This is a genomic window from Pseudomonas sp. UBA7500, from assembly GCF_002478435.1.
In the GTDB taxonomy this organism is placed as follows: Bacteria; Pseudomonadota; Gammaproteobacteria; order Pseudomonadales; family Pseudomonadaceae; genus Aquipseudomonas; species Aquipseudomonas palmensis.
On the sequence record NZ_DLNW01000022.1, the window covers coordinates 35,584 to 58,108 of the forward strand.

A 22,525-nucleotide genomic window follows, 5' to 3' on the forward strand; every position below is an offset into this window, starting at 1 on the left:
CGGCAAGCCAGCGAAGCGGCCCTCAGGCAAACAAAGGCAGTTTTGCGAAGCGCAAAGCTGTTTTTTTTGTACTTGCATTGAAATTGGAACTAAGTTCTAAATAATGCAAATACAACAACGCACCCGAGACTCCTCCATGAACCCACATGTCATGTCCCTGGCCGCCCTCACTGTCCTTGAGCTGTCCCCACCCCGGATGGTCGAAGTCGCCGCCCGGGCCGGCTACAGCCATGTCGGCCTGCGCCTCGAGCCGGCCACCCCCGAAGAGCATCACTTCCCGCTGGCAAGCGACGCCGGCCTGCGCCGGCAGACAGCCGAGCGCCTGCGCGACACCGGCATCCGGGTGCTCGATGTGGAGATTCTGCGGCTCAAGCCCGACACCCTGGTCGCCAACTTCGAGGCCCTGCTCGCGGTGGGCGCCGACTTCGGTGCCAGCGAGCTGCTGGTTGCCGGCAACGACCCGGATGAACAGCGCCTGACCGACAACTTCGCGGCGCTGTGCGACCTGGCCGCGCCGTATGGGCTGCACCCGCACCTGGAGTTCATGCCGTGGACCGATGCCAAGGACCTGACCCAGGCCACCCGCATCGTCGAAAACGCCGGGCGCGCCAACGGCTGCGTGCTGGTCGATGCCTTCCACTTCGATCGCTCGGCGTCGCGCCTGGAAGACCTGCGCCGCCTGCCGGCCTCGCGCATCCGCTACGCGCAACTGTGCGACGTGGCGGGCCCGCGCCCCGACGACATGGCCGAGATCCTGCGTCAGGCGCGTAACGAGCGACGTTTTCCAGGGGATGGGGAGTGCGACCTGAACGGGTTGCTGCACAGCTTGCCGGCCGACCTGCCGCTGAGCCTGGAGATCCCCACGCGCCAGTTGCTGGAGCAGGGGGTGAGTGCGCTGCAGCGCGCGCAGTGGGCGCTGGAGAAGGCCCGCAAGGTAATGAACGCCGGCTCCCTGTAGGAGCCAGCGTTGCTGGCGAAGGGCTGCATTGCAGCCCGGGCTTACGCCTCGACTGTCGGGATCCTGCGCGGTGCCATGAAATACATCCACAGCAGCGCGATGAAATACATCGCCGGAATCATGGTGAACAGCACGGTGTAGTTGTTGTTGGTGCTGGTCAGCACATGCCCCACGATCTGGGTCATGAACATCCCCCCGGTGGCCGCGCACATGCCGCCAAAGCCGAACACGGTGCTCATCATGTGCTTGGGCGTGTAGTCCATCACCAGGCTCCAGATGTTGGCAGTCCACGCCTGGTGCGCGGCAATCGCCAGGGAGATGGCCAGTACCGCCACCCACAGGCTGCTGGCGCCTGCGGCGAAGATCACCCCGACGATGGTGGTGGCGAACAGCAGCATCGACAGCAGCCGCGCCTTCACCGGCGCCATGCCGCGACCGATCATGAACGAGGACAGGATCCCGCCACCCACGCTGCCGAAGTCGGCACTGAGGTAGATCACGATCAGCGGGATGCCCATCTGCGTGACGCTGATGCCCAGGTTGTACTGCTGGTTCAGAAACGGCGGCAGCCAGTACAGGTAGAACCAGAACACCGGCGCGGTGATCGAGTAGGCCAGGGCAAAGGCCCAGGTGCCACGCATGCGCAGGATACGGGTGAACGGCACGGCCGCCTGTTCAGGCTCGACCTCGCTCTGGATGTACGCCAGTTCCGCCTTGCTCACGCTCGGGTGGTTTTCCGGGTTGAAGTACTTCAGGCCCCAGAACGTGGCCCACACCAGGCCCAGCGCGCCCATGGCCATGAACGCCGCCTGCCAGCCCCACACGGTGAGGATCAGCGGCAGCAGCATCGGGGTGAACATGGCGCCGACGTTGGTGCCGGCGTTGAAGATGCCGGTGGCCACCGCCCGCTCGCCCGCCGGGAACCACAGCCGGGTGGTCTTCACGCAGGCCGGGTAGTTGGCCGCTTCGGTCAGGCCGAGGATGAAGCGACAGACCATGAAGCCCACCGCCGAGGTGGCCAGGCCGTGGGCGCCGGTGGCCAGGCTCCACAGCAGCACCGCGCAGAAGAACACGCGCTTGACGCCGATGCGGTCGATCAGCCGGCCCTGCAGCACGAAGCCGATGGCGTAGCCCACCTGGAACCAGAAGTTGATGTTGGCGTAGTCCATCGCCGTCCAGCTCATTTCCTTGGCCAGGATCGGCTGCATCACGCCCAGTGCGGCGCGGTCGATGTAGTTCAGGGTGGTGGCGAAGAATACCAGCGCCAGCATCACCCAGCGGGTCTTGCCGACGCCCATGGCGCCACGGATCTTGTCGCCGATGCCGGCGTGCGGGGTACTGGCCGATGGCTGGGCCAGGGGAGTGCTTTGGCTGTGGATCATGTGGTGATTACCCGTATTTTTATGTTTATGGGTCAAGCCAGGATGACACGCGGTACACCAGTCGACTACGGCAGGTTCGTCGGTGCTTTTGGCAAGATGCTCATCTGCCTGGTGGTAAGAAATGGTGCGCATTGGTCAAAAAAGGGTCAATTGATCTGGGCGGGTACTGGGCGATAATCGCACACAAAACTAACCAGTTCGTACCTTTTGATTGAGCTAGGATAAACCCCAGCCAATAATTCGTGCAGCTGGGCACTGCCTGCCCGTTGGAGCCTGAAGATGCAGCGTTCGATTGCCACCGTGTCCCTGAGCGGCACCTTGCCGGAAAAACTCGAAGCCATTGCCGCCGCCGGATTCGACGGCGTGGAGATCTTCGAAAACGACCTTCTCTACTACGACGGCAGCCCCCGCGAGATTCGCCAGCGCTGCACCGACCTGGGGCTGGACATCACCCTTTTCCAGCCGTTTCGCGATTTCGAGGGCTGCCCGCGCGGGCGCCTGGCGCGCAACCTGGAGCGCGCCGAGCGCAAGTTCGAACTGATGCAGGAACTGGGCACCGACCTGGTGCTGGTGTGCAGCAACGTGTCGGCCGACGCGCTGGGCGGCCAGCAACTGCTGGTCGACGACCTGAGCCTGCTGGCCGAGCGGGCCGCCGCCCACGGTGTGCGCATCGGCTACGAGGCGCTGGCCTGGGGGCGGCACGTGAACACCTGGCAGCAGGTGTGGGACATCGTGCGCCAGGCCGATCACGCCAACCTGGGCATGATCCTCGACAGCTTCCACACCCTGTCGCTCAAGGGCGACCCCAGCGCCATCGCGCAGGTGCCGGGGGACAAGATCTTCTTCGTGCAGATGGCCGATGCGCCGATCCTGGCCATGGATGTGCTGGAGTGGAGCCGGCATTTTCGCTGCTTCCCGGGGCAGGGCGAGTTCGACCTGCCGGGGTTTCTGGCGCCGATTCTGCAGGCCGGCTATCGCGGGCCGCTGTCGCTGGAGATCTTCAACGACGGTTTTCGTGCCGCGCCGCCACGGGCCAATGCCGCCGACGGCCTGCGTTCGCTGCTGTACCTGGAGGAAAAGACCCGTCAGTTGCTCGAACGCACCGCACCGCTGGCCGACCCTGAGCTGCTGTTCGCGCCGCCGCCGGCCAGCAGCTGCGATGGCATCGAGTTTCTCGAGTTTGCGGTCGACGACGCCTCGGGCGCCAAGCTGGGCAACTGGCTCGAAGGCCTGGGCTTTGCCCGTGCCGGCAAGCATCGTTCGAAGAATGTGAGCCTGCTGCGCCAGGGCGAGATCAACCTGATCCTCAACGCCGAGCCCTATTCGTTCGCACACAACTTCTTCGAAAGCCACGGCCCGTCGCTGTGCGCCACGGCGATCCGGGTCAGGCACAGCGCCCAGGCGCTGGCCCGGGCGGTGGCCTATCACGGCCAGCCCTATCGTGGCCTGGTGGGGCCCAACGAACGTGAGCTGGCAGCGGTACGCGCGCCCGACGGCAGCCTGATCTACCTGGTGGACCAGGGCGCGGACGGACGCACCATCTACGACACCGACTTCAGCCTCAGCGAGCAACCGGCCCATGGCCTGGGTCTGACCCGCATCGACCACATGGCACTGGCCCTGCCGGCCGACAGCCTGGACAGCTGGGTGCTGTTCTACAAAAGCCTGCTCGACTTCAGCGCCGATGACGAGGTGGTGCTCCCCGATCCCTATGGCTTGGTCAAGAGCCGCGCCCTGCGCAGCCAGTGCAGTTCGATCCGGCTGCCGTTGAACATCTCTGAAAACCGCAACACCGCGATTGCCCACGCGCTGTCCAACTACCGCGGCTCGGGCGTGCATCACATCGCCTTCGACTGCCAGGACATCTTCGCCGCCGTCAAGCGCGCCAAGGAAGCCGGTGTGGCGCTGCTCGATATCCCGCTGAACTACTACGACGACCTGGCGGCCCGGTTCGACTTCGACGATCAGTTCCTGAGCGAGCTGGCCTACTACAACGTGCTGTACGACCGTGATGCCCAGGGCGGCGAGCTGTTTCACGTATACACCGAGCCGTTCGAGGAGCGCTTCTTCTTCGAGGTGCTGCAGCGGCGCAATGGCTACAGCGGTTACGGCGCGGCCAACGTCGCGGTGCGCCTGGCGGCGATGGCCAAGGCGCGCAGCGGCGGGCTGCGGCATGCCAAGCTGTAACGTGTCAGCGCCCGTCAGGCTTTCTTCTGGCGCACCCCGGGGCCATAATCGCGCGGTTAACCGACTGGTCAAGAGCCCCGTATGACGACAACTCCAGCACCCTTGGCGGCACCTGCCGAGGCGCCGCGCAAGAGCCGCAAGAACAATCCTGAGAAAACCCGCGAGAACATTCTGCAGGCGGCCATCAGCGAGTTCGTGCAGCAAGGCCTGGCCGGTGCCCGGGTCGATGCGATCGCCGAGCGCACCCAGACCTCCAAGCGCATGATCTACTACTACTTCAACAGCAAGGAGCAGCTGTATGTGGAGGTGCTGGAGAAGCTTTACGGCGATATCCGCAGCACCGAAAGCAACCTGCACCTGGCTGAACTGGAGCCGCGCCAGGGCATTCGCCGGCTGATCGAATTCACCTTCGATCACCATGATCGCAACGTCGACTTCGTGCGTATCGTGTGCAACGAAAACATGCACCACGGCGAGTACGTCAAGCAGTCGGCCGCGATCCGCTCGATGAACAAGACGGTGCTCACCGCGCTGGACGAGATACTCCAGCGCGGGGCTGCCGAGGGGGTGTTCCGCCAGGGCCTGACGGCGCTGGACGTACACCTGCTGATCAGCTCGTTCTGCTTCTATCGCGTGTCCAACCGGCACACCTTTGGCGAGATCTTCCAGGTGGATTTCGAGGACAAGGCGCTCAAGGACAAGCACCGCGAGATGATCTGCGAGTCGGTGCTGCGCTACCTGCAGGCGTGATGCCGGGGAGCCTCCAGTCGCCGGCAGGGCCGGCACCTGCGGGTTGACCACCCTGTACAGGTGCCGGCTAAGCGTTCAATCCCCCAGGCTGTTGAAGTGCCCGATCATGCGCTGTGCATCCGGCACTACGCCGCTGAACAGCTCGAAGGCCTTCACCGCCTGAAACACCGCCATGTTGGCCCCGTTGAGCGTGCGGCATCCCAGTGCCCGCGCCTCGCGCAGCAATTGGGTCTCCAGCGGGAAGTACACGATCTCGGCCACCCACATTTCGGCGCGCAGCAGCGCCCTGGGTACCGGCATGCCCGGCAGCTTGGCCATGCCCATGGGGGTGGTGTTGACCAGCCCGCAGGCCTGGCCCATGGCCGCTTGCAGGTCATGCCCGCAGCGTGCCGGGCTGCCCTCGAAATGCTGGTTGAGGTTGTCTGCCAGTGCCTGGGCCCGGGCGGGCTCCACATCGAAGAGCGTCAGCTGGGCCACCCCTTCGCTGAGCAGCGCATGGGCCACCGCGGCACCCGCACCGCCTGCGCCCATCTGCACCACATGACGGCGTGAAACATCACCCAGGCCACGCCTGAAACCTTCGGCAAACCCCAGGCAGTCGGTGTTGTGGCCGATGCGTCGACCGTCCTTGAGCACCACGGTGTTCACCGCGCCGATACCGCGCGCCTCGGGCGACAGCTCGTCGAGCAGGGGCACGATCGCCTGCTTGCACGGGAAGGTGATGTTGAGCCCGGTAAAGCCCATGTACTCGGCCGCGGTCAGCAGTTCTTCGAGGGCGCTGCTGTCCAGCTTCAGCTGGTCCAGGTCGATCAGCCGGTACAGGTAGTTGATGCCCTGGGCGGCGCCTTCGTGCTCGTGCAGGGCCGGGGTACGCGAGGCCTGGATGCCGGCGCCGATCAGGCCGGCGAGAATGCCGGAAGGGGAGGCCAAACTCATCGGTAAAACTCCATTGTTGTTCTTGGCAGGGGAGGGAGCGTCACGACTAAAATGTACTGACTGGTTAATAGGGTCAATCGGGGCGGGCCGTGTATTGATCGTTTCTGTTCGCTGATCGAACAAGCTGTGCTAAACCTGTTGTTTTGCACGGCACCACGGAGGGCGACATGGCGGCGCAGTTCGAAGAGATGCGGGACGTTCACGACACCTGGCCGGGCCTGGCCAGTCTGACCCAGTCGGTTTTCGCCGGGTTGGGCGCCAGGGGCTTCAGGAATCCGTTCCGGCTCGAGCGCTCTACAGCCACCTGCCTGCTGTTGATCGATGGCTTGGGCTGGAACCTGCTCAAGGCGCACGCCGAGCATGCACCGTTCCTGGCCGCGCTGATGCAGCCCGACAGCCATTTCAAGGTCGGCTTCCCGGCCACCACTGCCGCCAGCCTGGCCGCCGTGACCTCCGGCATGGGCAGCGGTGCGCATGGCATCGTGGGCTGCGATTTCGCCCTGGATGCCCATTCGGTGTTCTCGCCGCTGTCATGGACCACTGCGGCCGCGCAGACGGGCAGCGTGCCGACCGCGGCGCCTGTCGCGGCCTCCTTCATCGTGCCGCAGACCGCCTGGGAAGACGCGGCCGCCCAGGGCGTACAGATCAGCACGGTCATGCTCGGGCGCTTTGCCGATTCGGACTTCACCCGTGCCATCTACAAGGCCGGCGGCATCCTTGCCGCGCCGGCCTACGATGCCTATCCCGAGCTGGTGCGTAGCGCACTGGAGGTGGAGGCGCCAGCCTTCTGCTTTGCCTATTTCGGTGACCTGGACTTTGCCGGGCACCTGTATGGGCCGGGCTCGCCCGACTGGTGCAGGCAACTGGAGATTGCCGATCAGCTGGCCCGCGACATTGCCGGGCGCCTGCCGCGCTCGGCGCGCATGCTCGTGATTGCCGACCACGGCATGCTCGACCTGGACCGCGCCCAGGTGCATGACTTCGATACCGACAGTGCCTTGCAGGACGGGGTGCGGGCGATGGCCGGGGACATCCGGGCGCGCTACCTGTACACCCACGAGCATCAGCAGGACCGCGTGCACGAGCGCTGGCAGAACCGCCTGGGGGATGAATACCGGGTGTTGAGCAAGGCCCAGGCGATTGGCGCGGGGTTGTTCGGGGACGTGATGCTGAGCCAGGCCGAGGGGCGTATCGGGGACCTGATCGTGGTTCCGACCGGGGCCGGCGGGATCATTCGCAGCGTGGAGGAGAAGCACCCCAGCCAGTGGCGCGGGCACCATGGGGCGTTGACGGACGCGGACCAGGTGGTGCCGCTGTTGATGTACTCAGATTAGGGCCATCGCGGGTCAAGCCCGCTCCCACAGGTACCCCACTGCCCTTCAGAGCCGTGACATTCCTGTGGGAGCGGGCTTGACCCGCGATAGAACACCGCCGATCCGGGCCTAGCGCCGAACCAGCAGCACCCCGCTTTCCATATGGTGCGTATACGGGAACTGGTCAAACAGCGCACACCGCTCGATACGGTGCGTATCGCTCAACTGCTCGATGTTCGCCGCCAGTGTCTCGGGATTGCACGAGATGTACAGGATGTTATCGAAGCGCCGGGTCAGCTCGCAGGTGTCCGGGTCCATGCCCGCGCGCGGCGGGTCGACGAACACGCTGCCAAAGGCATAGCTTTTCAGGTCGATGCCTTCCAGGCGCCGGAACGGCCGCACCTCGTTCAGGGCCTCGGTCAGCTCTTCGGCCGACAGGCGCACCAGGCGCACGTTATCCACGCCGTTGTCGTCCAGGTTGTGCAGCGCGGCGTTCACCGAGGTCTTGCTGATCTCGGTGGCCAGCACCTTGCGCACCCGCGTGGCCAGCGGCAGGGTGAAGTTGCCGTTGCCGCAGTACAGCTCCAGCAGGTCGTCCTCGCGCTCGCCCAGGGCCTCGTAGGCCCAGTTGAGCATCTTCTGGTTCACCGTGCCGTTGGGCTGGGTGAACGCGCCTTCTGGCTGGCGATAGCGGAAAGTGCGCCCGCCTACGGCCAGCTCTTCAACCGCATAGTCACGGCCGATCACCACGCGCTTGCCCTTGGAGCGCCCGATGATGCTCACGCCCAGGTCGGTCGCCAGTTGCCGGGCAGCGGCTTCCCAATGCTCGTCCAGTGGACGGTGGTAGCACAGGGTGATCATCGCGTCGCCCGCCAGGGTGGTCAGGAACTCCACCTGGAACAGCTTGAAGCTCAGCGCCGAACTGGCCTGCCACGCCGCCTTGAGCTGCGGCATCAACTGGTTGATGCGCTGGCTGGCGATGGGGAAGTCGTCGATCAGGATCGCCTGGTGCTTTTCACCCGGGGCGAACATCGCGTAGTGACGCTGCTCGTTCTCGCGCCACAGGCGAAACTCGGCGCGCAGGCGGTAATGCTCGCGCGGCGAGTCGAACACCGCCGGCTCCGGTGCCCCGAATGGCGCCAGCAGTGCGCGCAGGCGCTCGACCTTGGCCTCAAGCTGCGCGGTGTAGGTAGTCGGGTCGTAGACGGAACTCATGCGGCGTACCAGCCCAGCTTGATCACGAACAGGATGGAGAGCACCACCAGCGCCGAGTTCAGTTCATGCCGGCGGCCCGAGATCAGCTTGATCACGGTCCAGGAGATGAAGCCGAAGGCGATGCCGTTGGCAATCGAATAGGTCAGCGGCATGGCCAGCGCGGTGACCACCACCGGGGCGGCCTCGGTCACGTCGTCCCAGTTGATTTCCGCCAGGCCCGAGGCCATCAGCACGGCGACGAACAGCAGTGCAGGCGCGGTTGCGAAGGCCGGCACGCTGCCGGCCAGCGGGGCGAAGAACAGTGCCAGCAGGAACAGCCCAGCCACCACGATGGCGGTCAGCCCGGTGCGTCCGCCGGCACTCACGCCGGCCGCCGATTCGATATAGCTGGTGGTGGTCGAGGTGCCCAGCAGCGAGCCGGCCATGGCCGCGGTGCTGTCGGCGATCAGGGCGCGGCCCATCTTCGGCATGTGGCCGTCCTTGCCCATCAGCCCGGCGCGCTTGGCCACGCCGATCAGGGTGCCGGAGTTGTCGAACAGGTCGACGAACAGGAAGGCGAAGATCACGCTGATCAGGCCGACATCCAGTGCGCCCTTGATGTCCAGCTGCAGGAAGGTCGGGGCCAGCGAGGGCGGCATCGACACGATGCCGTTGAACGGGGTGTAGCCCAGGCCGATGGAGGCGACGGTGACCGCCAGGATGCCGATCAGCACGGCGCCGCGTACCTTCATCGCCTCGAGCGCGACGATCAGGAAGAAGCCCAGGGTGGCCAGTACCGGTGCCGGGTTGCGCAGGTCGCCCAGGCCCACCAGGGTGGCCGGGTTGTCGACCACGATGCCGGCGTTGTGCAGGGCGATCAGCGCCAGGAACAGGCCGATGCCGGCGGCAATTGCCGAACGCAGCGGCAGCGGAATGCTGTTGACGATCCATTCGCGGATGCGAAAGATCGACAGCAGGAAGAACAGCACCGCCGAAATGAATACCGCCCCCAGTGCCACCTGCCAGGTGTGGCCCATGTGCAGCACCACGGTGTAGGTGAAGAAGGCGTTCAGGCCCATGCCCGGCGCCAGCGCGATCGGGTAGTTGGCGATCAGCCCCATCACCGCCGAACCGATGGCGGCAGCCAGGCACGTGGCGACGAAGATCGCGCCCTTGTCCATGCCGGTCTCGCCGAGGATGCTCGGGTTGACGAACAGGATGTAGGCCATGGCCAGGAAGGTGGTGACCCCCGCCAGGATTTCGGTACGCACGTTGGTATTGTGCGCTTTCAGTTGAAACAGCCTTTCCAGCATGCCAGCTCCCCGTGGCGCACTGCGGCGCCTTGAATGTTCGACCCCATCAGCAAAGCACAGACTGTACCGGACACGGGGTGCCGGACTGAGTGATTTTTGAATGGGCCGCAAAAAAGCCGCGCATCATATCAGCAAGACCGCCACTTTTGGACCAGGACCAGGGCTTCCTGCTGCTCAAGCGTGGTGCACACCTGCCGCCGTGGGCCCGCCATGATGCGGCCACCTTGCATGCACTGCAGGTGGACTGGCGGGCGCAGGGGCAGGGGCTTGGCCGCTGGTGCCTGGCGGCGCTGCCGGCGCGGGTGCGGGAAGTGTGGCCGCAGGTGCGTTGCCTGCAACTGTCGGTGGATACCGACAATCAGGCGGCGTTGAGGCTGTACCGCGCGGCGGGGTGGGTGGACAGCGGCGAGGGGTATCGCGGCCGGGTGGGGTATGAGCGGCAGATGACCCTGATGCTTTGATCTGGCTGGCCTCATTGCGGGTCAATCCCGCCCCCACAGATTCAGTGAGGCCCTTGTGGGAGCAAGCTTGACCCACGATTGGGTACGCGCGGTCAGCCCTTTTTCTGGGTATGCATGTGATCGCGCCCCGCCAGCGTCGGGAACAGCTTGATCCACACGCCCGTCACCACCAGCGTGCCCACCCCGCCCAGCACCACCGCCGGCACGGTGCCGAACCAGTGCGCCGTGACCCCGGACTCGAACTCGCCCAGCTGGTTCGAGGCGCCGATGAACAACCCGTTCACCGCGCTTACCCGACCACGCATCTCGTCCGGCGTCTCCAGTTGCACGAACGCGCTGCGGATCACCATGCTGATCATGTCCGCCGCGCCCAGCACCGCCAGCACCGCCAGCGAGAACCAGAACGAGGTCGACAGGCCGAAGGCAATGGTCGCCACGCCAAAGACCCCCACCGCCGTGAACATCACCCGCCCGACCTTGCGCTCGATGGGGAAGCGCGCCAGCCACACCGACATCAGCAGCGCCCCCACCGCCGGCGCCGAGCGCAACAGGCCCAGGCCCCACGGGCCGGTCAGCAGGATGTCCTTGGCGAACACCGGCAGCAACGCCGTGGCGCCGCCCAGCAGCACCGCGAACAGGTCCAGCGACACCGCGCCGAGCACGTCCGGGCGGCTGCGAATGAAGCGAATGCCCGCCAGCAGCGATTCCAGGCTCGCCCGGCCCCGGTTGGCCGGCTGGCGGGCGGCGCTCAGGCGCAAGGTCAGGCCGCAGGCGATCACATACAGCACCACGGTCGGGCCATACACCCACACGCTGCCAAACGCATACAGAAAGCCCCCCAGCGCCGGCGCGACGATGGTCGCCGACTGCATGGCCGAGGCCGATGCGGCCACTGCCCGCGGGAACAGCGCCGAGGGCACCACGTTGGGCAGCAACGCCTGGGTGGCCGGCATCTCGAAAGAGCGCGCACTGCCCAGCAGGAACGCCAGCACGAAGATCAGTTCGCGGGTCACGCTGTGGGTGCTGCTGCCCACCACCAGCGCCAGGGCGATCAGCGCCTGGGCGAACTGGCACAGCGCTGCCACCCGGCGCCGGTCATAGCGGTCGGCCACATGCCCGGTGTGCAGCATGAACAGCACCCGCGGGGCGAATTCCACCAGGCCCACCAGGCCCAGGTCGAGCACGTTGCCGGTCAGCTGATAGAGGTGCCAGCCGATGGCCACGGTGAGCATCTGGAAGCCGCTGGCAGTGAAAATTCGCGCGCACCAGAACGCCAGGAAGGGGCGGTGATGGCGCAGCAGGAGCGGGGCATGGTCTGACATGTGCGATACAGAGCCTTTGCGGGGGCGGCGGGGCAGATTATCACCAGTTTGTAACAGCAGGTTGCGAAAGCCGTCATCCCCGTGCGGTAGGCGCACCGATTCGTGTGTGCGTAAAGGGGGTGAGGCAACCGGTCACGCGGCAAACCACCACACAACCATGCGGCCCGTTCAGGACTATGCTTTCAGGCAATCGTTGACCTGGATCAATTGTTGTTTTTGCAACTGTTTCAAATGCAACGATGTGGCCGGAGGGCCGAATTCCCTGCGATTGCAAGTTTTCAGAACAATTCCAACTCGCCGCACTCAATGACGTAGGGGCAGTTGGCGCCAAGGCCGTGACCCTGACGCCGGATAACCTGACAGAGGAAGCACTATGTTCGGATTAGAGGCTCTAGATCTCGCCCGAATCCAGTTTGCGTTTACGATCTCTTTCCACATCCTGTTCCCGGCCATCACCATCGGCCTGGCGAGTTACCTGGCGGTGCTCGAAGGCCTGTGGCTCAAGACCCACAACAGCGTCTATCGCGACCTGTACCACTTCTGGTCGAAGATCTTTGCCGTCAACTTCGGCATGGGCGTGGTCTCCGGCCTGGTCATGGCGTACCAGTTCGGCACCAACTGGAGCCGCTTCTCGGACTTCGCCGGCTCGATCACGGGGCCGTTGCTGACCTATGAGGTGCTAACCGCGTTCTTCCTCGAAGCGGGCTTTCTGGGGGTCATGCTGTTCGGCTGGAACAAGGTCGGGCGCGGCCTGCACTTCTTCGCCACCATCATGGTCGCCGTCGGCACGCTGATCTCCACCTTCTGGATCCTGGCGTCCAACAGCTGGATGCAGACCCCGCAAGGTTATGAAATCGTCAACGGCGTGGTGATCCCGGTCGACTGGTTCGCGGTGATCTTCAACCCGTCCTTCCCCTACCGCCTGGCGCACATGGCCACGGCAGCATTCGTGGCCACGGCCTTCTTCGTCGGCGCCTCGGCCGCCTGGCACCTGCTGCGCGGCAAGGACAACCCGGCGATTCGCAAGATGCTCTCGATGGCCATGTGGATGGCGCTGATCGTGGCGCCGGTGCAGGCGGTGATCGGTGATTTCCACGGGCTCAACACCCTCAAGCACCAGCCGGTGAAGATCGCCGCCATCGAAGGCCACTGGGAAAACGTCGGCGACGAGCCGACCCCGCTGATCCTGTTCGGCATCCCCGACATGAAGAACGAGACCACCCACTTCAAGCTGGAGATCCCGGCGCTGGGCAGCCTGATCCTGACCCACAGCCTGGACAAGCAGGTGCCGGCGATGAAGGAGTTCCCGCCTGAAGACCGGCCCAACTCCACCGTGGTGTTCTGGTCGTTCCGCATCATGGTCGGGCTGGGCATGCTGATGATCGCCGTGGGCCTGTGGAGCCTGTGGCTGCGCAAGCGCGGCACCCTGTACAGCTCGCGCCCGTTCCTCTACCTGACCCTGTGGATGGGCCCGTCCGGGCTGATCGCGATCCTGGCCGGCTGGTTCACCACCGAGGTCGGTCGCCAGCCGTGGGTGGTGTACGGGCTGATGCGTACCGCCGATGGCGTGTCCAACCACAGCTATGCGCAACTGGGCATCACCCTGGTGATGTTCGTGGTGGTGTACTTCGCGCTGTTCGGCGCGGGGCTCGGCTACATGATGCGTCTGGTGCGCAAGGGGCCGGAAACCGGCGAGGGCGACGAGCCGACCCATGGCGGGCCTGGCCAGCAACGCACCCCGGCGCGGCCGTTGTCGGCTGCCGACGACGACCATGCCGACGACCACGCCAGCCTGAGCAAGGGGAACTGACTCATGGGTATTGATCTTCCGCTTATCTGGGCCGTGATCATCATCTTCGGCATCATGATGTACGTGGTGATGGACGGCTTCGACCTGGGCATCGGCATCCTGTTTCCCTTCGTCAAGGGCGAGCGCGACCGCGATGTGATGATGAACACCGTCGCCCCGGTCTGGGACGGCAACGAGACCTGGCTGGTGCTGGGCGGGGCGGCGCTGTTCGGCGCCTTCCCGCTGGCCTATGCGGTGGTGCTCTCGGCGCTGTACCTGCCGTTGATGCTGATGCTGATGGGGCTGATCTTCCGTGGCGTGGCCTTCGAGTTCCGCTTCAAGGCCAAGGCCGACAAGCGCCACCTGTGGGACAAGGCGTTCATCGGCGGCTCGCTGGCCGCAACCTTCTTCCAGGGCGTGGCACTGGGCGCATTCATCGAAGGCTTCAAGGTGGTCGAACGCAACTACGCAGGCGGCTCGCTGGACTGGCTGACGCCGTTCAGCCTGTTCTGCGGGATGGGGCTGATCGTGGCCTATGCCTTGCTCGGCTGCACCTGGCTGATCATGAAGACCGAAGGCCCGTTGCAGAGCAAGATGCATGACCTGGCACGCCCACTGGCCTTCGTGCTGCTGGCCGTGACCGGTGTGGTGAGTATCTGGACGCCGCTGGCGCATCCGGACATCGCCACGCGCTGGTTCAGCCTGCCCAACCTGTTCTGGTTCCTGCCGGTGCCGATCCTGGTGCTGGTCACTTTGTACGGGCTGGTGCGGGCGGTGGCACGCCATGCCCACTACACCCCGTTCCTGCTGACGTTGGTGCTGATCTTCCTGGGCTACAGCGGGCTGGGCATCAGCCTGTGGCCGAACATCATCCCGCCGTCGATCTCGATCTGGGACGCCGCAGCGCCGCCGCAGAGCCAGGGCTTCATGCTGGTGGGCACGCTGTTCATCATCCCGTTCATCCTGGGCTACACCTTCTGGAGCTACTACGTGTTCCGCGGCAAGGTGACCCACGACGACGGCTATCACTAGGAGGGCCTGGCAATGACTGGCAAAGACACCTTCGAACCGGAGAAAAAGCCGCTGATGCAGCGCCTGGGCTGGCTGCTGCTGATCTGGGCAGTGAGCGTGGCAAGCCTGGCCGTGGTGGCCTGGCTGATGCGGATGTTCATGGCGGCGGCGGGCTTGAGTACCCACTGAGCCAAGGTATTTCCCATCCCGCCCTGGGCGGGTTTACACCCTGCGCCGCGTGAGCTGCGCAGGGTTTTTTTTGCCTGCCCCGGCCGCCTGGCGCAGGAGCCGCTTGCCGGCGAAGGTGTCGGCTCCGTACCCGGCCTACTTGCGCGCCTTGAGCACCACGAACTTCGGCGTGGCTGCCACCTGCTCCACTCCCCGGAACAATCGCGCCAGCTTGCTGTGATAGCCCAGGTGCCGATTGCCCACGATGTACAGCGCCCCGCCCACCAACAGTGCCTCGCGTGCCTGCTGGAACATGCGCCAGGCGAGAAAGTCCCCCACCACCTGCTGCTGGTGAAACGGCGGGTTGCACAGCACCACGTCCAGCGACTGCGGCGCCTGCCCGGCCAGCCCGTCGTCGGCGCGCACCGTCACGGCTCGCTCGCCCAGCGCCGCCTGCCAGTTCTGCTCGGCCGACTGCACCGCCATGTACGACTCGTCCACCAGGGTGTAGTGCGCCTGCGGGTTGGCCAGCGCGCTGACGATGCCCAGCACGCCGTTGCCGCAGCCAAGGTCGGCCACCCGCGCATCGCCCAGGTCGCGGGGCAGATGTGGCAGGAAGGCACGGGTACCGATATCCAGCCCTTCGCGGCAGAACACATTGGCGTGGTTCACCAGCTCCAGCGGTGGTTGCTCCAGCTTATAACGGGTGGGGTAGGGCGAGGCTGCCGCCGCCCTGGGCTCGGCCGTAGCGATCAGCAGGCGCGCCTTCTTGCGCGCCAGCGATGCCTGCACCGGGCCGATGTACTTCTCCAGCAGGTCGCCGGCTGCCCGTGGCAGGTGCTTGATCATCGCCCCGGCGATTACCTGCGCGCCGGGTGCCAACTGGCCCTGCAGCCGGATCAACTGCTCTTCGAGCAGCGCCAGGGTCTTGGGTACGCGCACCAGCACCCGGTCGAACGGCCCCTGCCAATGCTGGCTGGCGGCGATGAAGGGCACGCTGTCGAATGCCTGGCCATTGCGCACCAGGTTCTTCTCCAGTGCCAGCCGGGCCAGGTAGGAGTCGCCGCTGCCCAGCACCTGGGCATGGGCGCGCAGGCTGATGGCCAGCGCGCCGAAGCTGTCGTTGAGTACCAGTACCCGGCTCGTGGCAGGCAGCGCCTGCGCGGCCAGGTGTTCGAGCAGGTACTCGTCGGCCGCGTCGAAGGCCTGCAAGGGGTCGTTGGCGTATTCGGGCTGGCGAAGCAGCTCGAGCTCGGCGAAGGGGGTGATCAACAGGGGCATGGCGTAGGGCTCTGGGCTTTGGCGCGCGCGCTGGGGCTTGGCGCTGGACGGGCGCAGATTCTACAGCGTTTTTGCAGGTGGGGAGGGGGGGGTGGCGAGCAGAACCTCAGATCAACCCGTACTGGGTGGCGATGGCGACCGCGCTGGTCTTGTTGGTGGTGTTGAGTTTGCTGGTGATGCTGCGGATATGAAAATTGACCGTGCTTCTGGACAGCGTGAGGATGCAACTGATGTCTTCGGCGGTCTTGCCGGCAGCGGTCCACTGCAGCACCTCGCGTTCTCGGGGCGAGAGTGCCTGCAAACGGGCCTTGGGCGGATGCAACTTGGCAACCATCAGGGTGTGCAGCAGGTTGCACAGCCACAGGGTCTGGGCCGACTTTTCGTACAGTTCCGCCATGCTCACTTCGCCCTGCCGGCGTGATACGCACAGCACGCTTTCGTTGCCGCGCAGGTCCTGGGTGCCCTGGCTCCAACCATGGCACAGGCCATGTTCGCACGCCGTCTGTCGCAACTCGGGGGCTTGCCTGTACAACTGCGGGGACCACAGCACCGGCATGTTCGAATGATGGCAATGCACAAGCACCGGGTCGATGCGCTCGTACTCGTTCTTCTTGTAGAGCTCGTTCCATTCGGCCGGGTAGTTGTTGAACATCATGACCTGCGGGCCTTCGGCGACCGTCCTGCCGTTCAGGCGGTATGCCAGAAACTCCATGTCCAGTTGCTCGGCCAGTGACAGTGCAGTGGCAAACATCTGTTGCTGGTTTTCCTCCTGCGTCAGTTGTTGCAATTGCTCCTGCTTCCAATATGGCATTTGAGCCTCCGTGCACCTTTGCAATTTAGTCACCCTGGATCGAGTGTAGGAAAAGTCGCACGTTGTTCTAGGTTTTTTTTGCTATAGAAATGTTCCAGTGCTCTACATAAAAATAGGGTTGTACAACCCGCGTTACATGTTTTGTTACGTGGTTGAAACACATGAGCGTAATGCCATTACATCGCGGCGGTGTTTATCCCGTCAGCTTTGCGCGACACTGTGTTTACCTGAATTGTGGAGCACACCATGACTGCCAGTGCGGAGAAGTTCACCCGCCAGACCCTGCTCGATGTCCAGCCGCTGACCCCCAACCTGTTCAGCCTGCGCGTAACCCGTGATCCCGGTTTTCGGTTCCGGGCTGGCCAGTTTGCTCGCCTGGGCGTGACCCGTGCCGATGGCAGCGTGGTGTGGCGGGCGTACTCGATGGTCTCGTCGCCGTTCGACGAGTACCTGGACTTTTTCTCGATCGTCGTGCCCGGCGGCGAGTTCACCAGTGAGCTGAGCCGGCTGCGCGAGGGTGACCAACTGTTGATCGACCGCCAGGCGTTCGGTTTCCTGACCCTCGATCGCTTCGCCGACGGGCGGGACCTGTGGTTGCTGGCGACCGGTACCGGCATTGCGCCCTTCATGTCGATACTGCAGGACTTCGAAGCCTGGGAGCGGTTCGACACCATCAAGCTGGTCTATTCGGTGCGCGAAGCCAGGGAGCTCGCCTATCAGCAGGAGATCGCCGGCCTGGAGCAGCGCGACTACCTGGCCGAACATGCGGGCAAGCTGCAGTTCATTCCGGTGGTCACCCGCGAGCAACACCCGGGTGCGCTGAACGGGCGTATCACCACCCTGATCGAGAACGGCGAACTGGAGCGTGCGGCCGGCCTGGCGCTGACCCCCGAACATTCGCGGGTGATGCTCTGCGGCAATCCGCAGATGATCGACGACACCCGCCAGGTGCTCAAGGCACGTGATCTTCAGCTGAGCCTCAGCCGCCGGCCGGGCCAGGTGGCGGTGGAAAACTACTGGTAGACAGCACAACGGCGCCCGAAGGCGCCGTTACGGTCAGGCAGGCCCGGTTCAGGGCTGCTGGTTCTGCGCCTTGAGCAGGTCGCGGATTTCGCCCAGCAGTTCTTCTTCCTTGGTGGGTACCGGCGGCAGGGTCGGGGCCACCGCTTCTTCGCGCTTGAGGCGGTTGATCACCTTCACGCCCATGAAGATCGCGAAGGCCACGATCAGAAAGTCGATCACCGTCTGGATGAACTTGCCATAGGCCAGCACTACCGCCGGCGCGTCACCCTCGGCCGCCTTGAGCACCACCGCCAGATCACTGAAGTCCACTCCACCGATCAGCAGGCCCAGGGGTGGCATCACCACATCGCCAACAAACGATGAAACGATTTTGCCGAACGCGGCGCCGATGATGATACCGACGGCCATGTCGACCACGTTGCCCTTGACCGCGAAGGCCTTGAATTCACTGATCACGCCCATGGTTTATTCCCTGTAACAGATGAGATTGGTCATCGCAGTGTAAATCAGCTATGCGCTTCATGCTCCGCGTTGCAGTAAAAGACCCCGGCTATGCCGAATAGTTTTGTCGCCCAGGCGGCGCCCCGCAGCTGGGTCGGCTCGGCTATCATGGCCCCTTTTTCCAGGAGACTGCCCCATGGCCAAGGCCAAGCGCATGTACGGCTGCACCGAGTGCGGCGCGACCTTTCCCAAGTGGGCGGGCCAGTGCGGCGAATGCGGCGCGTGGAACACCCTGGTCGAGACCATGATCGAAAGTGGCGGCGCTGCGGCGCCTGCCGGGCGCACCGGCTGGGCCGGGCAACAGGCGCAGATCAAGACCCTGGCCGAGGTCAGTGTCGAGGAGATCCCGCGTTTCAGCACCGCCAGCGCCGAGCTGGACCGCGTGCTCGGTGGCGGCCTGGTCGATGGATCGGTGGTGCTGATTGGTGGTGACCCGGGCATCGGCAAGTCCACCATCCTGCTGCAGACCCTGTGCAACATTGCCACGCGCATGCCGGCGTTGTACGTCACCGGGGAAGAATCCCAGCAGCAGGTGGCCATGCGTGCCCGTCGCCTGGGCCTGCCGCAGGATCAGTTGCGGGTGATGACCGAGACCTGCATCGAAACCATCATTGCCACCGCGCGGGTCGAAAAGCCCAAGGTGATGGTGATCGACTCCATCCAGACCATCTTCACCGAACAGTTGCAGTCGGCGCCCGGTGGCGTGTCGCAGGTACGCGAGAGTGCCGCCTTGCTGGTGCGCTTTGCCAAGCAGAGCGGCACGGCGATCTTCCTGGTCGGCCACGTGACCAAGGAGGGCGCGTTGGCCGGGCCGCGGGTACTGGAACACATGGTCGACACCGTGCTGTATTTCGAGGGCGAGTCCGACGGTCGCCTGCGCCTGCTGCGCGCGGTGAAGAACCGCTTTGGTGCGGTCAACGAGCTGGGCGTGTTCGGCATGACCGACCGCGGCCTCAAGGAAGTCTCCAACCCGTCGGCGATCTTCCTGACCCGTGCACAGGAGGAAGTGCCGGGCAGCGTGGTGATGGCCACCTGGGAAGGTACCCGGCCGATGCTGGTGGAGGTGCAGGCGCTGGTGGATGAAAGCCACATGGCCAACCCGCGCCGTGTGACCCTGGGCCTGGACCAGAACCGCCTGGCCATGTTGCTGGCGGTGCTGCATCGCCATGGCGGCATCCCCACCCACGACCAGGATGTGTTCCTAAACGTGGTGGGCGGGGTCAAGGTACTGGAGACCGCGTCGGACCTGGCCTTGATGGCGGCGGTGATGTCGAGCCTGCGCAACCGCCCGCTGCCACACGACCTGCTGGTGTTCGGCGAGGTGGGCCTGTCCGGTGAAGTGCGCCCGGTGCCGAGCGGGCAGGAGCGCCTGAAGGAGGCCGCCAAGCACGGCTTCAAGCGCGCCATCGTGCCCAAGGGCAACGCGCCCAAGGAAGCGCCGCCGGGGCTGCAGGTGATTGCGGTGACGCGCCTGGAGCAGGCGTTGGATGCGTTGTTTGAATAAAATGTAATCAATTTGCCATGATGGCAAATTGACGCCATAGTTCTGTCTCTCTACTATCGCGCCTTCGTTTTTTGCTTCCAGGGATGGGAAGATGGCGTTTTTGGTGTCTGGCACAAAGCTGTCCTGCTTCTGGCTGTTGTTGGGCATCCTTGCTGGCCCTGCATCGGCCGCAAGCTTGCCGGGTGACCAGGAACTGATTCGCGAGCGTCAGGGGCGGTTGCTTGAAGAGCAGCAGCGGCGCCTGCAGGAACTCAAGGAGCTGCCTGGCAGCACCGCCCCTACCCAGACTGCACCGGCGCCGGCCGATTCCCGCTGCTTTCAGATCGACACCATCGAGCTCAAGGGCGCCGACAGCCTCTCAAGCGCCCAGCGCAGCCGCGTGCTACAGCCCTACATCGGCCAGTGCCTGGGCGTTACCCAGCTCAATGAAGTGCTCAAAGCCATCACCAACCTCTACATCGACAAGGGCTGGGTGACCAGCCGCGCCTACCTGCAGCAACAGGACCTGTCCTCAGGACACCTGCAGGTGCTGGTGGTGGAAGGGCGACTGGAAGGTCTGCGCGGTGCCGATGACAGTCAACTGTCCGCACGCGATCTGGGCATGACCTTTCCTGGCCGTGAAGGCGAACCGGTCAACCTGCGTGAAATCGAACAGATGGTCGACCAGCTCAATCGCTTGTTGTCGAACAAAGCACAGATGGAACTGAGCCCCGGTGCTGCCGTAGGAGGCAGTACCGTGCTGGTGCGCAATACCGCACAGAAACCCTGGCGCGCAGCGATCTCGCGCAACAACAACGGGCAGAAGAGCACCGGCGAGCAGCAGGTCAACCTGGGCTTCGAATGGGGCAGCCCGCTGGGCCTGGCCGACCAACTGGTGCTGCGCGGTGGCCACGATGTGGTCAGTGACCACGCTGTCGGTTCGAAGAACGGCGTGCTGTTTTACAACCTGCCGTGGGGCTGGTGGAACTTCACCTACAGCTATAGCGAAAGCGAGTACCGTGCGCTCGGCCAGGGCAATGGCTAGAGTTGTCAGCAATTAGTGATGATTTTGCCTACCCGATTAGATCGTTAAATGGTCTAGATAATTTTTGGGGTTAGAGATTTTGGCCGTGTACGGGTACAGAATTAAGAATGTTGACGAAGGTTACGTTGGGATATACCTGGATTTTGGTGGTTGTGGACTTAGTCTTATTGTGTCTGATCAATGCCTGTCGATTGTAGAGGGGTGATGCAATATTTGGATGGCGAGATTTCGATCCGGCTTCTGGTACCAGACTCAATGATCCCGCAACTGGTTATGTAGCCAAAGATGGTTCTTACGTTGTGCGGAATGACCGGACTGGTGCGATCGTGCAGATATCGGATAAGAATGATAAAAATTGGGTCGCGCCATGGGGCTAAATGTAATGAACGAATTTGTATTTCTGGGTGCGGGGCCGGAGCCCACTAGGCTTTGGGGTGAAACGCCTTTATTTAACTTAATTGATGGGCATAAATTACTAGTTTTTTGCGATGAACACGATGCAGCCGTACTCGGAATCGAGGGGTTTAAAGTCATTGGAGATAAAAGAGTGCCTGACATGGATTGTATTGCGGATTTTTCTGCCCTGGCTATGACTGCCGGAGAGCTATTCCCGGCTGAGTCTAGAAAATCGGCCAAGTACTTCCTAAGTATGATTTCAGACCCTGATACGCTATTGGAGTTCGTTTTAGTTAAAGTTTGACGGTGCAAAAGGGGCTGCAGACACTCTGGCTACGCTGAGTCAAGGCCAAAAAAGAGCTGTCGGAAAAATTGACAATATTCTTAATAATTTCAAGGATAGTGATATTACGGGTACCTTAAAGGATATGGCTGGTAATCCTGTTCCGAAGCCTGGCGGTTGTTATCGGGATCACCTAAGGATGCTCCGATCAACTTGCCGAAAGGCGGCGGCAGGCCAAGCATTCTGCGGCGCGTGGCGCTGATTGCCGAAAGAAAGTCCCAGGCACAGCGTTTTGAGGGCTTTGTCGCCCGGTCTTCCGTGTTACGCGCGTAACTCGCCCATACTCATTAGCTTTTTTCGAGCCATCCACAGGTTCGACAGAGCGAACAGCGTGGTCAACTGAGCCGTGTTGTTCATCAGCCCTCGAAAGCGCACTTTCACGTAACCAAATTGCCGTTTGATCACCCGAAACGGATGCTCAACCTTGGCCCGTGCCTGAGCTTTGCAGTACTCAATTTTGCGCTTGGCTTTGTAAAGCAGGCTGCGTTTGTTCAGCTTGGAATACGTGCTGCGGCGCGCGGCGACTTGCCAGATTACTCACGACTTTCATGCTCTTCGCGCTTCTCGACACCGGTGTATCCGGCGTCTGCATACACCGTGCTTTCTTCGCCATGCAACAGCTCGGCGACCTGTGTGACATCGGCCACATTGGCTGCGGTGCCATGGACGTGATGAACCAGGCCGGACTCAGCATCGACGCCAGCGCCTGGGATAGGTCGGCACTGTCGGCCAGCGCGTTGCCGGCATGCAGCCCATGACGGTCAGGGCCGCGTCCAGCAGGCGAGCGGTACGAGGAACAACAGGGTGGCTGGGCATACATGCCATGTGTGCGTCCTTTGAAGGGGTATCGAGGGCGCG

The 22,525-nt window shown here is 63.7% G+C and carries 19 protein-coding genes and 3 pseudogenes; 13 read left to right on the forward strand and 9 right to left on the reverse strand.

Going from position 1 to position 22,525, the window contains the following annotated elements:
* Positions 1 to 136 precede the first annotated feature (136 nt).
* Positions 137 to 958, forward strand: a complete 822-nt coding sequence (locus B4I46_RS10380; protein WP_286900031.1) for a sugar phosphate isomerase/epimerase family protein — start codon at positions 137 to 139, stop codon at positions 956 to 958.
* 41 nt (positions 959 to 999) lie between these two features.
* Here B4I46_RS10380 and B4I46_RS10385 read toward each other — a convergent pair whose 3' ends face one another.
* Positions 1,000 to 2,340: an MFS transporter gene (locus B4I46_RS10385; RefSeq protein WP_043860691.1), complete on the reverse strand. Its 1,341-nt coding sequence runs from the start codon at positions 2,338 to 2,340 to the stop codon at positions 1,000 to 1,002.
* 279 nt (positions 2,341 to 2,619) lie between these two features.
* Between B4I46_RS10385 and quiC the strand changes: the two genes are divergently transcribed.
* Together quiC and B4I46_RS10395 are read left to right on the forward strand one after the other, a co-directional pair.
* Positions 2,620 to 4,527, forward strand: a complete 1,908-nt coding sequence (gene quiC / locus B4I46_RS10390) for a 3-dehydroshikimate dehydratase QuiC (RefSeq protein WP_054916558.1) — start codon at positions 2,620 to 2,622, stop codon at positions 4,525 to 4,527.
* A gap of 81 nt (positions 4,528 to 4,608) precedes the next feature.
* On the forward strand, positions 4,609 to 5,277 hold the full coding sequence (locus B4I46_RS10395) for a TetR/AcrR family transcriptional regulator (RefSeq protein WP_043860689.1): 669 nt from the start codon (positions 4,609 to 4,611) through the stop codon (positions 5,275 to 5,277).
* Positions 5,278 to 5,352: 75 nt separating this feature from the next.
* Here B4I46_RS10395 and B4I46_RS10400 read toward each other — a convergent pair whose 3' ends face one another.
* On the reverse strand, positions 5,353 to 6,213 hold the full coding sequence (locus B4I46_RS10400) for a shikimate dehydrogenase (RefSeq protein WP_100634991.1): 861 nt from the start codon (positions 6,211 to 6,213) through the stop codon (positions 5,353 to 5,355).
* 167 nt (positions 6,214 to 6,380) lie between these two features.
* Between B4I46_RS10400 and B4I46_RS10405 the strand changes: the two genes are divergently transcribed.
* Complete coding sequence (locus B4I46_RS10405) at positions 6,381 to 7,547, forward strand: alkaline phosphatase family protein (protein ID WP_088513889.1); 1,167 nt, start codon at positions 6,381 to 6,383, stop codon at positions 7,545 to 7,547.
* Positions 7,548 to 7,655: 108 nt separating this feature from the next.
* Here the strand turns inward: B4I46_RS10405 and trmA are convergent, their stop codons facing one another.
* A complete protein-coding gene (trmA, locus tag B4I46_RS10410) occupies positions 7,656 to 8,741 on the reverse strand; it encodes a tRNA (uridine(54)-C5)-methyltransferase TrmA (RefSeq protein WP_043860686.1) in 1,086 nt (361 codons plus the stop codon).
* Complete coding sequence (locus B4I46_RS10415; RefSeq protein WP_043860685.1) at positions 8,738 to 10,033, reverse strand: NCS2 family permease; 1,296 nt, start codon at positions 10,031 to 10,033, stop codon at positions 8,738 to 8,740. Before B4I46_RS10415 ends, trmA begins: the two co-directional genes overlap by 4 nt.
* 164 nt (positions 10,034 to 10,197) lie before the next feature.
* Between B4I46_RS10415 and B4I46_RS10420 the strand changes: the two are divergent.
* A pseudogene (locus B4I46_RS10420) lies at positions 10,198 to 10,494 on the forward strand (GNAT family N-acetyltransferase); the annotation flags it as partial.
* Positions 10,495 to 10,586: 92 nt separating this feature from the next.
* Here B4I46_RS10420 and B4I46_RS10425 read toward each other — a convergent pair.
* Positions 10,587 to 11,816, reverse strand: a complete 1,230-nt coding sequence (locus B4I46_RS10425; protein WP_043860579.1) for an MFS transporter — start codon at positions 11,814 to 11,816, stop codon at positions 10,587 to 10,589.
* A gap of 373 nt (positions 11,817 to 12,189) precedes the next feature.
* Here B4I46_RS10425 and B4I46_RS10430 point away from each other — a divergent pair, with 373 nt between their 5' ends.
* Genes B4I46_RS10430 through B4I46_RS10440 form a run of 3 tightly spaced genes read left to right on the forward strand, consistent with a single transcriptional unit; the run spans position 12,190 to position 14,805 of the window.
* Positions 12,190 to 13,626: a cytochrome ubiquinol oxidase subunit I gene (locus B4I46_RS10430; RefSeq protein ID WP_043860578.1), complete on the forward strand. Its 1,437-nt coding sequence runs from the start codon at positions 12,190 to 12,192 to the stop codon at positions 13,624 to 13,626.
* Positions 13,627 to 13,629: 3 nt separating this feature from the next.
* On the forward strand, positions 13,630 to 14,637 hold the full coding sequence (gene cydB / locus B4I46_RS10435) for a cytochrome d ubiquinol oxidase subunit II (RefSeq protein WP_286900038.1): 1,008 nt from the start codon (positions 13,630 to 13,632) through the stop codon (positions 14,635 to 14,637).
* Positions 14,638 to 14,649: 12 nt separating this feature from the next.
* Positions 14,650 to 14,805 carry a DUF2474 domain-containing protein gene (locus B4I46_RS10440; protein ID WP_043860576.1) on the forward strand — a complete coding sequence of 52 codons (156 nt, stop codon included), beginning with the start codon at positions 14,650 to 14,652 and terminating at the stop codon, positions 14,803 to 14,805.
* 135 nt (positions 14,806 to 14,940) lie between these two features.
* Here the strand turns inward: B4I46_RS10440 and B4I46_RS10445 are convergent, their stop codons facing one another.
* Entirely contained in the window at positions 14,941 to 16,065 is a 1,125-nt protein-coding gene (locus B4I46_RS10445; RefSeq protein WP_286900040.1) for a methyltransferase, read from the reverse strand.
* 106 nt (positions 16,066 to 16,171) lie between these two features.
* Entirely contained in the window at positions 16,172 to 16,876 is a 705-nt protein-coding gene (locus B4I46_RS10450; RefSeq protein ID WP_054916564.1) for an autoinducer binding domain-containing protein, read from the reverse strand.
* Positions 16,877 to 17,122: 246 nt separating this feature from the next.
* On the opposite strand from B4I46_RS10450, the gene B4I46_RS10455 reads away from it, so the two are divergent.
* Entirely contained in the window at positions 17,123 to 17,899 is a 777-nt protein-coding gene (locus B4I46_RS10455; protein WP_043860573.1) for a ferredoxin--NADP reductase, read from the forward strand.
* Positions 17,900 to 17,947: 48 nt separating this feature from the next.
* On the opposite strand, the gene mscL is transcribed toward B4I46_RS10455, so the two are convergent.
* Positions 17,948 to 18,361: a large-conductance mechanosensitive channel protein MscL gene (gene mscL / locus B4I46_RS10460; protein WP_054916565.1), complete on the reverse strand. Its 414-nt coding sequence runs from the start codon at positions 18,359 to 18,361 to the stop codon at positions 17,948 to 17,950.
* Between the two features lie 175 nt (positions 18,362 to 18,536).
* Here mscL and radA point away from each other — a divergent pair, with 175 nt between their 5' ends.
* From radA to B4I46_RS10475, 4 genes and pseudogenes are all read left to right on the forward strand, one after another.
* A complete protein-coding gene (gene radA, locus B4I46_RS10465) occupies positions 18,537 to 19,904 on the forward strand; it encodes a DNA repair protein RadA (RefSeq protein WP_286900044.1) in 1,368 nt (455 codons plus the stop codon).
* 91 nt (positions 19,905 to 19,995) lie between these two features.
* Positions 19,996 to 20,925: pseudogene (locus tag B4I46_RS10470) on the forward strand (ShlB/FhaC/HecB family hemolysin secretion/activation protein); the annotation flags it as partial.
* Positions 20,926 to 21,137: 212 nt separating this feature from the next.
* Positions 21,138 to 21,305, forward strand: coding sequence for a colicin E5-related ribonuclease (locus B4I46_RS25645; protein ID WP_156326253.1), 168 nt, complete (start codon positions 21,138 to 21,140; stop codon positions 21,303 to 21,305).
* 5 nt (positions 21,306 to 21,310) lie between these two features.
* Complete coding sequence (locus B4I46_RS10475; RefSeq protein ID WP_286900047.1) at positions 21,311 to 21,628, forward strand: hypothetical protein; 318 nt, start codon at positions 21,311 to 21,313, stop codon at positions 21,626 to 21,628.
* A 300-nt stretch (positions 21,629 to 21,928) separates the two neighbouring features.
* On the opposite strand, the pseudogene B4I46_RS10480 reads toward B4I46_RS10475, so the two are convergent.
* Positions 21,929 to 22,368: pseudogene (locus tag B4I46_RS10480) on the reverse strand (transposase); the annotation flags it as partial.
* Between the last annotated feature and the right edge of the window lie 157 nt (positions 22,369 to 22,525).

Coding starts and splice junctions, on each gene's coding strand:
- B4I46_RS10380 (WP_286900031.1), top strand. CDS start 137: ATGAACCCACATGTCATGTCCCTGGCCGCCCTCACTGTCCTTGAGCTG.
- B4I46_RS10385 (WP_043860691.1), bottom strand. CDS start 2,340: ATGATCCACAGCCAAAGCACTCCCCTGGCCCAGCCATCGGCCAGTACC.
- quiC (WP_054916558.1), top strand. CDS start 2,620: ATGCAGCGTTCGATTGCCACCGTGTCCCTGAGCGGCACCTTGCCGGAA.
- B4I46_RS10395 (WP_043860689.1), top strand. CDS start 4,609: ATGACGACAACTCCAGCACCCTTGGCGGCACCTGCCGAGGCGCCGCGC.
- B4I46_RS10400 (WP_100634991.1), bottom strand. CDS start 6,213: ATGAGTTTGGCCTCCCCTTCCGGCATTCTCGCCGGCCTGATCGGCGCC.
- B4I46_RS10405 (WP_088513889.1), top strand. CDS start 6,381: ATGGCGGCGCAGTTCGAAGAGATGCGGGACGTTCACGACACCTGGCCG.
- trmA (WP_043860686.1), bottom strand. CDS start 8,741: ATGAGTTCCGTCTACGACCCGACTACCTACACCGCGCAGCTTGAGGCC.
- B4I46_RS10415 (WP_043860685.1), bottom strand. CDS start 10,033: ATGCTGGAAAGGCTGTTTCAACTGAAAGCGCACAATACCAACGTGCGT.
- B4I46_RS10425 (WP_043860579.1), bottom strand. CDS start 11,816: ATGTCAGACCATGCCCCGCTCCTGCTGCGCCATCACCGCCCCTTCCTG.
- B4I46_RS10430 (WP_043860578.1), top strand. CDS start 12,190: ATGTTCGGATTAGAGGCTCTAGATCTCGCCCGAATCCAGTTTGCGTTT.
- cydB (WP_286900038.1), top strand. CDS start 13,630: ATGGGTATTGATCTTCCGCTTATCTGGGCCGTGATCATCATCTTCGGC.
- B4I46_RS10440 (WP_043860576.1), top strand. CDS start 14,650: ATGACTGGCAAAGACACCTTCGAACCGGAGAAAAAGCCGCTGATGCAG.
- B4I46_RS10445 (WP_286900040.1), bottom strand. CDS start 16,065: ATGCCCCTGTTGATCACCCCCTTCGCCGAGCTCGAGCTGCTTCGCCAG.
- B4I46_RS10450 (WP_054916564.1), bottom strand. CDS start 16,876: ATGCCATATTGGAAGCAGGAGCAATTGCAACAACTGACGCAGGAGGAA.
- B4I46_RS10455 (WP_043860573.1), top strand. CDS start 17,123: ATGACTGCCAGTGCGGAGAAGTTCACCCGCCAGACCCTGCTCGATGTC.
- mscL (WP_054916565.1), bottom strand. CDS start 18,361: ATGGGCGTGATCAGTGAATTCAAGGCCTTCGCGGTCAAGGGCAACGTG.
- radA (WP_286900044.1), top strand. CDS start 18,537: ATGGCCAAGGCCAAGCGCATGTACGGCTGCACCGAGTGCGGCGCGACC.
- B4I46_RS10475 (WP_286900047.1), top strand. CDS start 21,311: ATGAACGAATTTGTATTTCTGGGTGCGGGGCCGGAGCCCACTAGGCTT.